Source organism: Proteus vulgaris, assembly GCF_016647575.1.
Taxonomy (GTDB): Bacteria; Pseudomonadota; Gammaproteobacteria; order Enterobacterales; family Enterobacteriaceae; genus Proteus; species Proteus mirabilis_B.
On the sequence record NZ_CP032663.1, the window covers coordinates 2,082,310 to 2,096,486 of the forward strand.

Annotated in this window: 9 protein-coding genes; 7 read left to right on the plus strand and 2 right to left on the minus strand. The window is 34.2% G+C overall.

All coding sequences use genetic code 11. The annotated features are described in order from the left end of the window. Nucleotides 1–6: 6 nt before the first annotated feature. A complete protein-coding gene (gene pntA / locus D7029_RS09715; RefSeq protein ID WP_194950549.1) occupies nt 7–1,536 on the minus strand; it encodes a Re/Si-specific NAD(P)(+) transhydrogenase subunit alpha in 1,530 nt (509 codons plus the stop codon). Nucleotides 1,537–1,922: 386 nt separating this feature from the next. On the opposite strand from pntA, the gene ydgH reads away from it, so the two are divergent. Next, nucleotides 1,923–2,876: a DUF1471 family protein YdgH gene (gene ydgH / locus D7029_RS09720; protein WP_088495495.1), complete on the plus strand. Its 954-nt coding sequence runs from the start codon at nt 1,923–1,925 to the stop codon at nt 2,874–2,876. A 266-nt stretch (nt 2,877–3,142) separates the two neighbouring features. Next, nucleotides 3,143–4,537, plus strand: a complete 1,395-nt coding sequence (locus tag D7029_RS09725; protein ID WP_194950550.1) for a basic amino acid/polyamine antiporter — start codon at nt 3,143–3,145, stop codon at nt 4,535–4,537. A gap of 244 nt (nt 4,538–4,781) precedes the next feature. Here D7029_RS09725 and hrpA read toward each other — a convergent pair whose 3' ends face one another. Then, entirely contained in the window at nt 4,782–8,678 is a 3,897-nt protein-coding gene (gene hrpA / locus D7029_RS09730; RefSeq protein ID WP_194950551.1) for an ATP-dependent RNA helicase HrpA, read from the minus strand. Between the two features lie 233 nt (nt 8,679–8,911). Between hrpA and D7029_RS09735 the strand changes: the two genes are divergently transcribed. From D7029_RS09735 to D7029_RS09755, 5 genes are all read left to right on the plus strand, one after another. After that, the gene (locus tag D7029_RS09735) at nt 8,912–9,535 is read left to right on the plus strand and encodes an FMN-dependent NADH-azoreductase (protein ID WP_194950552.1); all 624 of its coding nucleotides are present in this window, start codon (nt 8,912–8,914) and stop codon (nt 9,533–9,535) included. 357 nt (nt 9,536–9,892) lie between these two features. Then, a complete protein-coding gene (locus tag D7029_RS09740) occupies nt 9,893–10,441 on the plus strand; it encodes a fimbrial protein (RefSeq protein ID WP_194950553.1) in 549 nt (182 codons plus the stop codon). A 77-nt stretch (nt 10,442–10,518) separates the two neighbouring features. After that, a complete protein-coding gene (locus D7029_RS09745) occupies nt 10,519–11,214 on the plus strand; it encodes a molecular chaperone (protein WP_194950554.1) in 696 nt (231 codons plus the stop codon). Then, on the plus strand, nt 11,204–13,573 hold the full coding sequence (locus tag D7029_RS09750; RefSeq protein WP_194950555.1) for a fimbria/pilus outer membrane usher protein: 2,370 nt from the start codon (nt 11,204–11,206) through the stop codon (nt 13,571–13,573). Before D7029_RS09745 ends, D7029_RS09750 begins: the two co-directional genes overlap by 11 nt. A gap of 26 nt (nt 13,574–13,599) precedes the next feature. Next, complete coding sequence (locus D7029_RS09755; RefSeq protein ID WP_194950556.1) at nt 13,600–14,151, plus strand: fimbrial protein; 552 nt, start codon at nt 13,600–13,602, stop codon at nt 14,149–14,151. Nucleotides 14,152–14,177 lie beyond the last annotated feature (26 nt).

Here is a 14,177-nt window from a genome sequence, read left to right on the forward strand (position 1 = left end):
TCTCCCTTATCCTTTACGGAACATTTTCAACATACGTTGAGTAACAGTAAACCCACCAAAAATATTAATACTCGCAATCAATATTGCGATAAACGAAAATAGGCTAACCCAGCCACCACTACCAATTTGGAGTAAAGCACCGACGACGATAATGCCTGAAATTGCGTTTGTCACCGACATTAATGGTGTATGCAATGAATGACTTACATTCCAAACAACGTAATAACCTACAACACACGAAAGTGCGAATACCGTAAAGTGAGATAAAAATTCTTTCGGTGCAACATTTGCAAGCCATGCAAACAATAAGAAAGCTATCGCTAATAGACTGTATTTCTTCCAAGGTGAAACTGGTTTAGCAACGGGCTTTTCTTGTGGTTTTGCAGCAGGAGCTACTTTAGGTTGTGCTGATACTTGAATTGGTGGCGCAGGCCATGTTACTTCACCAGCACGAATAACAGTCACACCACGAATAACAACATCATCGAAATCGATATTGATATTGCCGTCTTTCTCTTTACACAATAATTTCAGTAAGTTAACTAAGTTAGTACCATAAAGCTGAGATGACTGTGCAGGTAAACGAGCGGCTAAATCAGTGTAACCAATGATTTTTACGCCATGTTCTGTCGTAAAGACTTCATTAGGCACGGTATATTCGCAGTTACCACCATTTTGAGCTGCAAGATCAACTACAACGCTTCCCGGTTTCATCGAATCGACCATCTCTTTCGTAATTAAACGAGGAGCGGGTTTTCCCGGAATTAATGCCGTTGTAATGATGATATCAACATCTTTTGCCTGTTCTGCAAATAATGCCATTTCTGCATCAATAAATGCTTTTGACATTACCTTAGCGTAGCCATCACCACTGCCTGCTTCTTCTTTAAAATCAAGCTCAAGAAATTCAGCACCCATGCTTTGAACTTGTTCTTTCACTTCAGGACGAGTATCAAATGCACGAACAATTGCGCCGAGGCTTCCTGCCGCACCAATTGCAGCAAGACCAGCAACACCCGCACCAATAACCATTACTTTAGCTGGTGGTACTTTACCTGCCGCAGTAATTTGACCCGTAAAGAATCTTCCGAATTCATGGGCTGCTTCTACAACGGCACGATAACCTGCAATGTTTGCCATTGAACTTAACGCATCAAGGGATTGTGCACGAGAAATACGTGGCACACTATCCATTGCCATAACGTTAATATTCTTTTCAGCTAACTTTTCGAGCAATGCCGCATTTTGAGCTGGCCAAATAAAACTCACCAGTGTTGCACCATCTTGTAGCAACGCTATTTCATTATCCAGTGGTGCATTTACCTTCAAAATAATGTCTGATTCCCAAACATTTTGAAAAGCGAGAATTTCAGCACCAGCTTCCTGATAAGCTTTATCTTCAAAGCTTGAGGCAATGCCTGCACCATTTTCAACTGCGACTGTAAATCCTAATTTTATGAGTTGAGTCACTGTAGCTGGTGTAGCTGCAACCCTTGTTTCATTAGAAAGTCGCTCTTTGGGTATACCAATTCGCATAATTTTCCCTTCTTATCCATAGAGATCTGTTAAAACTTCTCCGTTAACTTCACATTCATGCAAAAAAAATGTTAAAAATAATAATATGCATGCCATTAATCGGAGCTCTAATAACCTACTGAAAATAAAACCAATAATCTATATCTGTGTAAAGCTAAAATTGAACTTAATTGGATCATTTTAGTCGAAAAGGCATATTTATGAATTATTCACTATATTCAGGTAAATATCTGGTAACATATACTGGTCATTTGACTCTGTGGTGATTCGCTAAATAAAATAATGCGACAAATGCTATTATTACATGTAATAATTAATCCCTATGTGATAAACCACGACGTTCAGCACATGACCAATATTAATTGCGCAAGGCGGAAGGATTTTGTATGAAGCTGAAAACCTCAGTCATCGCAGCAGCGATGTTGTCTTTAACTAATATCACTGTTGCGCAGGCTGCTCAGGAATTAACACCCGAACAAGCTGCAGAACTAAAACCATTTGAAAGAATTACAGTTATCGGTCGTTTTAACGCTATTTATGAAGCCGCTGATGCGGTATCTCGTCGTGCGGATAAAGTCGGTGCTGATAGTTTCTATATTCAAGGTCTAGATGATATTAGTGATAGCGGCAACATGAGTGTTACTGCGGATCTATACCATAAAGATGCACCAAAAGCAGATCAAGAAAGCTATCGCGTTTTTCATGGCGTGAAAGAGCTACCAAAACCCGAAGCAATTCTGCTACAACCATTTGATACGGTTTCTATCCGCGGTTATTTCCCTACAACCCCTGATATTAACGACGCAATTGCAAAAGCAGCGGCCAAAAAAGGTGCAGCATCATTCTTTATTGTTCGTAACGTATCAACGAATGATGGTGGTAACCAAGAAGTAACAGCTTATATCTACAAAAAAGATGCGCCTAAACGTGCAATTCAAGCACCAGAGGCAGTTGTTCCTTATGACTCAGATGCTGGTCGTGCACTTATTGCAGAAGGCGGAGCCGCTGCCAATAAAGTTGAGAAACCTGGTCTTGCATCAAACACTGATTTTGATAGAAGCGTAGGTGCATTTGCTGATACACAAACTTCGGGTGCAAGTGGTCGTTACACTGTAACTTTACCAAATGGTACTGAAATTCAAGAAGTTAACAAAGCAGCTGCTGCACTAATGGACCCTTTCGATACCATTACTTTTAGTGGATACTTTGTAAACTCACCAGAAATCTCGTATCAGGTTGCTAAGCGTGCAGCAGCAAAAGGCGCTAAGTTCTACCATATTACAAATGAATGGCAAAGTGATGGCGGTACAGTCACTATTACTGCTGATCTGTTCAAGTAATAAAAAATTTCCTATTGATAAAAACCTTGCATCTGCAAGGTTTTTTTTTATTCAAAATTTAATCAATCAGACATTATTTTGTAAAAGTGAATAATTTTTATGATTTAATGCATAGACAACCAAGTCAACTCTCCGTAAAATCTCGCTGTTTTTTAGTGTTTTTATCTTTATTTAAATTTGAGATATTCATATTTATTCTATTTACTGACCAAAAAACAAGAAAATACGCTATTTATTTACAATTTTAATCATGTAGGTAATTATCCTTGAATAAGAAACTTGGCTTAATATCACTCACCGCATTAGTATTAAGCTCAATGGTTGGTGCAGGTGTATTCAGTTTGCCTCAAAATATGGCTGAAGTTGCCAGCCCTGCCGCATTGATTATTGGGTGGGTGATAACAGGCATTGGTATCCTCTTTCTTGCTACATCTTTATTACTCCTCTCTCGCCTTCGACCTGATCTTGATGGTGGTATTTTTACCTATGCGAAAGAAGGATTTGGTGAGTTCATTGGTTTTTGTTCAGCGTGGGGCTATTGGGTTTGCGCTGTCGTTGCTAACGTTTCTTATCTTGTTATTGTCTTTGCTGCTTTTAGTTTTTTTACAGACACACCAGAAAACATTATTTTTGGCGATGGAAATACGTGGCAAGCATTAATTGGAGAGTCAATCTTACTTTGGGTTGTCCATTTTCTTGTTTTGCGTGGTGTTCAAACTGCCGCCAGTATTAATTTAATGGCAACAATGGCAAAGCTACTTCCTTTAGGATTATTTGTTATTGTCGCCCTATTAGCTTTCAATATGGATATATTTACCCTTGATTTTAAAGGTGTAAATTTAGGCGTCCCAGTTTGGGATCAAGTCAAAAATACCATGCTGATCACGCTGTGGGTATTTATTGGTATTGAAGGCGCTGTCGTTGTTTCTGCTAGAGCAAAAAATCGTCGTGATGTTGGTTTAGCAACCGTGCTTGCTGTTGTCATCGCATTGGTTATCTATATTCTTGTGACTTTATTATCACAAGGTTTAGTTAGCCAAGCAGAATTGGCGGCAATGAAAAACCCATCAATGGCACCACTACTTGTTCAACTTATCGGTAGCATGGGTGAGATAATTATTGCAGCAGGTCTTATTCTTTCTGTGTGTGGTGCTTATTTAAGCTGGACAATTATGGCCGCGGAAGTGCCATATATTGCAGCACTACATCACTCTTTCCCGAAACAATTAGGGAAACAGAATAAAAATGATGCTCCTTCAGCTTCGTTATGGTTTACCAATTGTGCGGTTCAATTCTCTTTAGTTTTAATTTGGCTGACAGGAAGTAACTACAACACATTACTGACTATTGCATCAGAGATGATCCTTGTTCCTTACTTCCTCGTAGGTGCATTTTTATTTAAAGTAGCAATTGCTCGCAGTAGTCGTGCTTTATTATTAATTGCCATACCTGCAAGTTTATATGGTTTATGGTTACTTTATGCATCAGGCGTAATTAATTTATTACTCTCTGTCGTTCTATATGCACCCGGTATTCTGATGTTTTTATATACACGCAAACAGTATAAAGACAAAAATCCCCTACTATTAATTGAAAAAATTCTGTTAGCTCTTGTTTTATTTGGCGCTATTCCAGCATTGGGTTACTTAACTATTTACTAAAGACAATCTGAGAGGTACTGAAGAAACAGTACCTCTCATCCTCTCTTCCCCTCAAAAACAATTTCACTTAAGTCAAAAAACTTTTCCTACGAAGCTGTTATTTTTTACACTGATGGTTAGGTATGTATAAATGAAGAAACATATAGTATGTTGTAACTAATATATAGATAGCTATTAATTAGCAAGGCAATAAAAAACCCACAGAAGCATAAACTCCCGTGGATCTGCATATGTAATAGTTTGATTAATTAAAACTAATTTGTTCCATCGCCTGCAATATGCGTTTATCTGATATTGGATATGGAGTTCCTATCTGTTGAGCAAACAGGCTGACTCTAAGCTCCTCTATCATCCAGCGAATATTTTGCACTTCTTCTTGCTGTTTTTGTTTCTCGGTTAGTTTTCCTAACCACTGTTGCCACTGTTGAATAACATTTTCAACTCGACTCATTTGAGCGCGATCGCGATTAGGGTCAATAGCTAGTTTTTCCATTCGTTTTTCAATTGCACTCAAATAACGAGGAATATCAGCAAGACGTTTCCATCCATGAGAGGTAACAAAACCAGGAAAAACTAACTGACCAAGCTGAGCTTTAATATCAGATAATGCAAAAGCAACACTAATATCCACCCGCCCTTTTAAACGCTTATTGATAGCAAATACTTGAGTTAAAATTGCCTCAACTTGTTTAGCTATTTCGACCACAGCATCGTTTAGTTCAGCTCTGACATATTCTTGCAGTTTTTGATATTCATCTTCTTGCCAAATTAAACCACCATAAGACGCCATCAGTTTATCAACACCACAAGCAATACAATCATCAATCAACTCCAACACTTTGCCATAAGGGTTAAAGTAAAGACCGAGTTTTGCTTTATTAGGTAATTTCTCATGCAGATATTTAATCGGTGACGGAATATTTAATAATAATAATCGTCTTACCCCTTCCCACATTGAAGCTTGCTGCTCCGATTCTGTTTCAAAAAGCTTGATACCCACACTATTTTTTTCATCCACGAGTGCAGGATAAGCTTTCACTGAATAGCCACCCCGTTTTTGCTCATAACGCTGAGGTAAATCACCAAAACTCCAAATATGTAAATCTTGTTGTTCAATACCATCATCTGCTACTGCTGATAATGTTTCTTGCACTTTTTCCTTTAAGTTCTCTTTTAATTTATTGAGATCTTTACTTTCTGCCAACGTTTTATTTTTATCGCCAACAACACGGAATGTCATTTTCAAGTGATCAGCAACTTGGTCAAGCTGCCAGCTTTCTCTGTCGACAGTCACTCCTGTCATACGGCGCAACTCTTTTTCAAGCCTATCGAGTAAATCACCTTCAACTTGAGGTACACGCTCTAAAAAAGCAGAAGCATAATTAGGTGCTGGTACAAAATTACGACGGACAGGTTTTGGAAGTGATTTAATTAAAGCCACAATCAATTCATGGCGAATACCCGGAATTTGCCAATCAAAACCTTCGTCTTTTACCTGATTTAAAATAGGTAATGGAATATGAACAGTGACACCATCAGCCGCAGTACCCGGTTCAAATTGATAGGTTAAGCGTAGTTTTAGATTATCTTGATGCCAGTAATTTGGATAATCTAGCGCGCTAACACGTTTAGCATCATCTTTGATAAGCATACTTTTTTCAAAGTTAAGCAGATCAGGTGATGCCTTTTGTGCCTCTTTCCACCATTTATCAAAATGACGAGACGAAACAACATCCAAAGGTATTCGTTGATCGTAGAACGTAAACATTGTTTCATCGTCAACAAGAATATCTCGACGACGAGATTTATGCTCTAACTCTTCAACTTCTGTGCGTAATTTTAAATTGTCACGGAAAAATGCATGGCGAGTTTGCCAATCTCCTTCCACTAACGCATGGCGGATAAAAAGCTCACGACATAAAAGTGGATCAATTTGACTGTAATTAATAGGTCTAGAAGCAACTATTGGTAAACCATACAGGGTGACTTTTTCATTAGCCATTACAGCGCCTTGCACTTTTGACCAATGAGGTTCGCTATATTGATGTTTCACCAAATGTTCAGCGATAGGTTCTATCCATTCAGGTTCAACACGTGCTGCAATTCTTCCCCATAAACGAGATGTCTCGACTAGCTCTGCGACCATTGTCCACTTTGGTGGTTTTTTGAACAAGCCAGAGCCAGGATAAATAGAAAAACGGGCATTTCTTGCGCCAGTGAATTCTTGTTTATCTGCATCTTTTTGCCCAATATGTGACAACAATCCACTTAACAACGCAACATGAACACTTCTAAAATCAGCAGGCTCACTATTAACAGGGAAACCTAACTCTTTAACAACTTGTCGCAACTGTGTATAAACATCTTGCCATTCCCTTACTCGCATAAAGTTTAAGAATTCTTGGCGACACAATTTTCTAAATTGAGATTGACTCAACTCTTTTTGCTGGGTTTTTAAATAATCCCACATATTTATAAAAGATAAAAAGTCAGAGTCTTTATCTTGGAAGCGCCGATGCTTTTCATCAGAGGCTTGCTGTTTATCCATCGGTCTTTCGCGTGGATCTTGAATTGAAAGTGCGGATGTAATAACCATCAATTCTTTCACTGCGCCATATTTACGCGCTTCAAGTACCATTCTTGCTAAACGAGGATCGATAGGAAGTTGTGCAAGTTGTTTCCCCATTGGGGTTAAACGATAAGCACCATTGTGGTCAGTTTCGTTTTGTAACGCACCTAGTTCTTCTAATAAACGAACGCCATCTTGAATATTTCGTTTATCCGGTGGCTGCACAAATGGGAAAGCACTAATATCCCCTAACCCTATCGACGTCATTTGTAAAATAACAGATGCAAGGTTAGTTCTTAATATTTCGGGATCAGTAAACTCAGAACGAGAAATAAAATCATCTTCTGAATAAAGGCGAATACAAATACCATCAGAAACACGACCACAACGCCCTTTTCTTTGGTTTGCTGAAGCTTGAGAAATAGGCTCAATTGGAAGTCGTTGTACTTTTGTTCGATAACTATAACGACTGACACGCGCAAAGCCGGTATCAATAACGTACTTAATACCAGGTACAGTTAATGACGTTTCGGCGACGTTAGTCGCCAAAATAATACGTCTACCGTTATGAGGATGAAATATTCGATTTTGTTCACTGTTAGATAAACGGGCAAATAAAGGTAATACTTCCGTATGGCGAAGTTGTAATTTATTCAGCGCATCAGCTGTGTCCCGAATTTCGCGCTCACCACTCATAAAAATAAGAATATCACCTGCACTTTCTCTGCTTAATTCATCAATAGCGTCAACAATGCCATCGGTCATATCCTTATCACTATCAAGTTCATCGCCACCAATAGGACGATATCTCACTTCAACAGGATAAGTTCGCCCTGACACCTCAATAATAGGTGCTTGACTAAAATGTTTAGAAAAACGTTCAGGATCGATGGTTGCAGAAGTAATGATAACTTTTAAATCAGGGCGTTTAGGTAATAGCTGTTTTAAATAGCCAAGAATAAAGTCGATATTTAAACTACGTTCATGGGCTTCATCAATAATGATAGTGTCGTATTGAAGTAACAGCTTATCTTGCTGTAATTCTGCCAATAAAATACCATCTGTCATTAACTTGACGAGAGTATTATCGCCAACATGATCGCTAAAGCGAACCTTATAACCTACAGATCCTCCTAACGTGCTTTTTAACTCATGAGCGATACGTTCAGCTACTGAACGTGCAGCTAAACGGCGAGGCTGTGTATGACCAATGAAACCTTTGATCCCTCGTCCTAATTCAAGACAAATTTTAGGGATCTGTGTTGTTTTACCTGAGCCAGTTTCCCCTGCAATAATAACGACTTGGTTATCTTTTATTGCATTATAAATGGCATCTTTCTTTTGGCTAACAGGAAGGTTTTCTGGGTAAGTAATTTCAGGACAATTGGCACGACGGCGAATTATCATCTGTTGTGCTGTTGTAATATCGTCTTTAATTGCACTTAATACCGCTTGTTTAGACTCTTCATTATTAATTTTAGCGACGCCACGTAGACGTTTTCTTAATCGTTGCTGCTCCCGCAACGATAATTGCTCTATTTCTTGATAGAGCGTGGCAGATGATAATGTCACCTTTTATTATCCTTTTTGAGGTTATTCTAATCAAAACTAATGTCCGTATGATATCACAACAGGCTATTGGCACATAAAGGCTTGATTAAATTTATTAGTATATGATTTTATATAATCAATAATTTTGAATAGCATATTCAAAGGATTGTGATGTGATATTTTAAAGATCGGGTAAACTACTCCCAACTAATAAATTTAAATAAATAGAACATTTTATAGACCACGAGAAAAGAATGAAAAAGATCCTTGTACTGAAATCCAGCATTTTAGATAGCTATTCACACAGTAATAAAATGGCCGATTACTTAATTGAAAATTGGCAAAATAATCATAAAGATGACTTGATTACAGTACGTGACCTCGCTAAAAACCCTGTGCCTACTTTAGATCAAGCTACGCTATTTGCTTTTGGCAAAGAGACAGCGATGCTTTCGGATGAGCAAAAAACAGCCAGAGCATTATCAGATGAGTTGATTAGTGAATTAAAAGCTCACGATGTGATAGTAATTACTGCACCAATGTATAACTTTTCAATTTCGGCTCAATTAAAGCATTACATTGATTATATCGCTCGTGCTGGTGAAACATTTAAATACACCGAAGCCGGCTCTGTTGGTTTACTTGAAAATAAACAAGCGGTTGTATTAACTAGTCGTGGTGGTGTTCATAAAGATCAACCTTCTGATCTTATTGTTCCATTCCTAAAACAATTTTTAGCTTTTATCGGTATCAATGACGTACAGTTTATTATGGCTGAAGGTACTGCATATGGTGAAGAATACGCACAGCAATCTCACCTACAAGCACAAAAAGAAATTGATGCTGTTGTTAACTCAAGAAGCATTACAGTAAAATAATAATTTATATTTTTCTTAAAGCACCTACTTTAGGTGCTTTTTTTATATCTAAATTTTATGCTTCATCAAATATAAAGGAATGCTAATTTTTCTTTTATAAAAAAATCATTTTAAATTTATAATTTAAAAACCTTAATGGTAAAAAAAACTAATTTTAATCAAATTCTCAAAGCATTAATAAAATACCGGTTATTTTAATAACCATATTTCATTGTTTATTCTTTTATTCATATTATAAATAAATATTTACATAAAAAACCGATTTGATTTATAAAAAATAAATCAATAAGATTTAATCGCTTTAAGTGATATAGCAGTAATTAAATAATTTTATTAATTCAATAAATGGAATTTACAATGAAAAAAAGTCTACTTTCAATATTTATTCTATCTACAACTCTTTTTTCAACTCAATCAAATGCTGTTGAATATACAGAAAAAAATGTAGGAACAATTACAATTAATGGTTCTGTTACACCAATTCCAAAATGTCAACTAGATGAAATACAACCCATTGAGTTACCGCCTGTTCAAGCAAATAATTTTGGTGATGATCATATTGCTAAAACTCCAGCTCAACCCCTTTCTATTCAATTTACTAACTGTGGTGAAAACATTAATAGTATACAATTACAAATACCAAAACAAACTAAACGACTTTTAAAAAATTTAGCTGATAACGGTAGTAATGTTGATATTGCTATTTTTGATGCTGATAAAAACATTATTGAATTAAGTAATGAAAAACCTAAAGAATTTAAATCAAATATAAATAAAGAAGATCACAGCGCACAATTCTTATTTGATGTTAACTATATGAAACCCAATGGCCTAGATGCGACACCTGGTTTAGTATCAACCACTCTAACTTTTGATGCTATATATAGTGATATCGCTATGGATTAAAAATCAATAAATCAACAAAGCTGGAATACCAGCTTTGTTTTAATACTTATACTTTCTACTTTAACTAGCAAAAGAATATGTTTAAAAAATTTAAATTTTTCGCATTATTTTTCATCTTTCCTACATATAGTCAATCATCAATAGAAATAAATAAAGATAAATTTATTTTTATTGAAAGTATCAATCAAGAAATAATTGAAATAAATAACAAAACAAACAATGATTACTTTATACAAAGTTGGATTACACATTATGACAAAGAAAATAGCAATGAAATTCCTTTTATGATAACCCCTCCTCTTTTTAAGATAGAAAAAGATGAAACCTTTTCTTTGAAAATATTTAAAACCGATAAAATAAAAGAAGAAGATAGAGAAACATTATATAGAGTAAATATAAAAAGAATACCGATCCTATTAAACGCCGACAGTAGTAAAAATATGCTACATATCTCTATAAACTCTGTGTACAACTTAATATATAGGCCTATATCAATAGAAAAAGATGCAAAAGACGCTTATAAAAAAATTGAGTTTTTAAAAAACAAAAAAAATGAATTTATTATAAACAATCCTACACCTTATTTTATTACTCTATCTTCAATTTCTTATGATGATATTTTAATAATTACTGAAAGTAAAACGCTCCCTCCTTTTAAAAAATACAATACAAAAAAAGAAATCTCGGGAAACGGGATCGTAAAATGGAAAATATTTAATCAATATGGTATTGAAATAGAGGTAGTAGATAAGGAAGTTATTAATGATTATTAATCATATTAAAACAAAAATAGCATTTTTTATTTTAATTTATATTTATAATAAACATACTGTAGCTCAAGATAGCTCACTCTCTATTTATGCTCATTCATTTTCTAACATTGATAAAGAAACGATTAAACAATTACTTGAAAATAAAAAACCCGAAGGTTTTTATCATTCTATAATTCATATCAACAATAGAAAAAAAATAACAAAACTTCTTTATTTTAAAAGTATAGACAACAAGTTAACCCCTTGTATCTCTGTTAATGATTTAATTTCTCTTGGTATTGATATCGATTTTTATTCAATAAAAAAAGAATATAAAGATATAATTCCTTTAAGTGACCATTCAATTAATTTTAAATACTCTTTTTCAAATCAAAAATTAAATTTAATTATTCCACAAAAAGCATTAATAAAAAAAGAAAACTACATTATTGATGAAAAAGATTGGGATGAGGGAGTATCTGCACTATTTAGTCAATATTCCTATTCAATTAGACATCATCAAAAAAAAACACTAGAGCAAAAGCTCAATTTACAAACAGGCCTTAATTTAGGTGCTTGGCGCATACGCAGTCAAAATAGCTTTTATTGGAATAAAAACCGTTACCAATCGAAGCTTTCATCAATATATACCTATCGCCAAATTAATTCTTTTTCTTCTCTTTTTTATGGAGGTAAGTTTTCACCTACAACACGAATATTACCAACTGATAGAATTATTGGCTTTCAATTAATATCCAATAATTTAATTTCAAGTAATAGTCTTTATGCTAACAAACCTATTATTGAAGGAATTGCTGATACTGAAGCTCAAGTAGTGATTAAACAAGGTGACAAAGTTCTTTATGAAAGTACCGTTCCCCCGGGTCCTTTTATTATAAATTCATTACCTGTTTTAGGGAGTGAAAAACTCAGTTTAGAAGTTAAAGAAGCCGATGGAAGAATAAAAACCTCAACACATTATTTCACATCATTACCTAATCAACTAAATAAAGGTGGTTATCAATATAATTTTATTTCTGGCACATTAGAAACGAATAGCCATAAAAAAAATTCTATTTTTCTTTTAAGTGAATTTTCATATGGTCTTAGTCAAAGGGTCACCTCATATAGTGCAATAAAGAAACGAGACAACCATATGAATTATCTATCTGGACTATCTCTTGATTTAGGCATGCTGGGTGGTTTAGCAACAGATCTAAGTTATGAAAATAGTAAAAATCAATTAAAATATCAATTTCGTTATCAAAAAAGCATATCAAAAACACAAACCTACTTCACATCTGAAATATCGTTTTATCATTATTTAGATAATTTTCAAAAAAAAGATAGCATTAAAAGAAACTATTTACTTTCTTTATCACAAAATATTAACGACTTAGGCTATCTTTCTTTTCAATATCACGAAAAAACATATAGAAATATATCTAAAAACTTTGAGTTAGGTACTTCTTTTTCATCATCAATAAATAAAATAAACTATAACCTTAAATATGACTTTAAAAAAGATAAATCTATTTTTGATCATGCCTTCTCACTCAATTTTCATATACCATTAGGTAATAACAGCGATCACTATCATTGGTTTAATAATCAAACAAATTATCAACATAATAAAAAACATTATATCAACACGACCAACATTGGAGGTGCTCTACCTAACTATAATTTAGGATATTCAGTAAATTATCAACACACTCATGATGAGAAAAGAAAATCCAACCGTTTTTCTACCAATGCCCGTTATCAAAACAACTATCAATTTTACACATTTAATATAAACAAAATGGAAGATAGTTATAATTACAATGTTTCTATCAATGGAGGAATTGTTCTTCATTCTAATGGTATTACCCTTACTCCTCGCTTAGGTAGAACATTTGCACTGATTAATACTCAAGGAATATCTGGAATTAAAACATCATTTTCAACAAAAGCGAAAACAGATATTTTTGGAAATCTAATTTTAAATAACATAACACCTTATCGAATAAACAACATTAAATTAAATGCGACGACATTACCCCAACAAGCAGAAACAGAAGTTTATAGTAAAAATGTTATTCCTACATTAGGCTCAGTGTCTAAAATAATTTTCCCAATAAAAATGGGTTATCGTGTTATTTTTAAATCAACAACTCCACTTCCTTTTGCATCGACTGTCACCACGTTTGATAAAAACGGTAATATTATTTCTCATGGATTAGTATCGGAAAATAATATTATTTTTCTTTCTGGTATTACAGAGAGCGGACTAGTAAAAGTAAAATGGGGAGAAGATAAGCAGTGTCAATTTAACTATGAAATTGATGATAATGAAAAGAATACCACACTAATAAAAAAAGAAATCAATTGTATTTAAACTAAGTTATCTCTACTAAGAAAAATATGAAAAAAACTATCTATTTAATGTTTACATTACTACTTATCTCTTTTTCATTATCATCAACACCTAGACGTGGTGATCATGAAATTCTTTTAAGTTGTGATATTGATTATATCTATGAAAATATCAGCGATAAAATTTCTATTAATGAAAATGATTTTTCATCACATGAAATGGGAACATTAGCCGATACTGACAGTCATATTATTATTTTTACTATAAATGATTGTTCTAAAAGCCACGGCGAAGTCCGTTTAAAAATTGAAAATTCAAGCATTGATAATAATACCGGTTATTTAAAAAACCAGATCACTGACAATAGTGCAAGTGCTAATATTGCATTTCAATTATTATACAATGAAGAACAAAGACCACTAGATCTTAATAAAGAGAATGAGTTTGTTGAAAATCTCATTGATGGCAAAGTTGAGTTTTATTTTTTTGCTAATTATGTAAAAAAAGATGATATGCCTCCAAAACCTGGTTATATACAATCCGATATTCAGTTTACTATAAAAATAAATGATGATGTTGTTGCATTTAACGATAGTTAGTGATTGCAATTCTGGAAAAGCACGAT